Raw genomic sequence first — 1603 nt, 5'->3', positions numbered from 1 at the left:
ACTCCGAGGAGCGGGTGCTCGCGGTGCTCGATGTGCTGCAGTCCAAGCTCATCCGCCGCGGCATTTCGCTGAAGTCCCTCGACACAGGCGAGCCCTACGCCTCCGGCAAGGAATTCCGGCTCGAGGCCTCCATCAAGGAGGGCATCGCCCAGGACCTCGCCAAGAAGATCAACAAGTTGATCCGGGACGAGGCCCCCAAGTCCGTCAAGTCACAGATCCAGGGCGACGAGCTCCGGGTGACCTCGAAGTCCCGCGATGATCTCCAGGAGACCATGAACCTGCTGAAGGGCTTCGACGAGGCCGACCTGCAGTTCGTTAACTTCCGCAGCTAGCGGCCCGTCCGCGGCGCAAATTTGCGCGTCGCGGAAAAGGGCTGGCGACGGTGTCGCCAGCCCTTTTGCGTGTCGCGGAACTACTCGCGCGTCGTCAGACCCGCAGCCTGCTTCAGTTAAGCCTCCCGGCCATCCGCTCCAGCCGGCCGATCCGCTCGGCCATCGGCGGGGGGTTGGCGATCATCATGTGCGAGGCGTTGACCAGCCGCTGGTCCTGCGGCAACGGCGCCAGCTGCACGCCCTGCTCGATCTTGCGCAGGGCGGAGGCGAGCGCCAGCGGGTCTCCGGTCAGCGACGAGCCGTCCTCGTCGGCGTCGTACTCCCGTGTACGGGAGATGGCCATCTGGATCAGGGATGCGGCGAACGGGGCCAGCAGGGCCATGGCGATCGCGGCGAACGGGTTCGCATTGCGGCGGTCCCCGCCGCCGAACAGCAACATCATCTGCGCCACCGAAGTGATGACGCCGGCGACGGCGGCCGCCACCGACGCCGTCAGGATGTCCCGGTTGTAGACGTGCATCAGTTCATGCCCCAGGACGCCGCGCAGTTCGCGGGCGTCCAGCATCCGCATGATGCCCTCGGTGCAGCACACTGCCGCGTTCTGCGGGTTCCGGCCGGTGGCGAAGGCATTTGGCGCCATGGTGGGCGAGACGTAGATGCGCGGCATCGGCTGGTTGGCCCGGCCGGACAGCTCCCGGACGATCTGGTACAGCTGGGGCGCCTCGGCCTCCGTGACGGGATAGGCCTGCATGGCACGGATGGCGAGCTTGTCGCTGTTCCAGTACCCGTAGGCCGTGGTGCCGACCCCGATCAGGGCCATGATCCAGATCGGCGCCGCACTGCGGGTCCCCGCGGCGATGAACGCCCCCAGGCCCAGCAGGACCGCCCACAGCACTCCGAACAGCGCCGCGGTCTTCAGTCCGTTGTGATGCTTGTGCACTGGTCCTCCTGATACGTGTACTGCAAGCTGATGCCCTGTAATTCACTGACCTACCAAGGAAAACGAACCGCTACGGCACCGGGTTCCGCGCGTCGTACCGCAGGAATCCGACCTGCTGGCGGGCCAATATCCAGGCCACAGCAATGCACAGCACGCCGCCGAGCAGCAGGACCCACCCCTCGTTCAAAAGTTTAGTCGCGCCGCCGGCCAGCATGTCCCCGATCCGGGGTCCGCCGGCGACCACCACCACAAAGACGCCCTGCAGACGCCCGCGCAGATGGTCGGGGGTGGAGGCCTGCAGGATGGTGCTCCGGAAGACTGGGCTCACGGA

2 protein-coding genes and 1 pseudogene are annotated in these 1603 nt (G+C 66.7%); 1 reads left to right on the top strand and 2 read right to left on the bottom strand.

The genetic code is table 11. From position 1 onward, the window contains the following. The coding region (locus LQV45_RS31060; protein WP_230011164.1) for a DUF520 family protein at positions 1–332 on the top strand (332 nt) is incomplete at its 5' end. Between the two features lie 112 nt (positions 333–444). Here the strand turns inward: LQV45_RS31060 and htpX are convergent. Next, complete coding sequence (gene htpX / locus LQV45_RS31055) at positions 445–1272, bottom strand: zinc metalloprotease HtpX (RefSeq protein WP_230011162.1); 828 nt, start codon at positions 1270–1272, stop codon at positions 445–447. A 70-nt stretch (positions 1273–1342) separates the two neighbouring features. Further along, positions 1343–1603, bottom strand: a pseudogene (locus LQV45_RS31050) (MFS transporter); the annotation flags it as partial.

The sequence above is a fragment of the Microbacterium sp. Bi128 genome (assembly GCF_918698205.1).
This window is presented reverse-complemented; position numbering and strand designations above follow the sequence as displayed.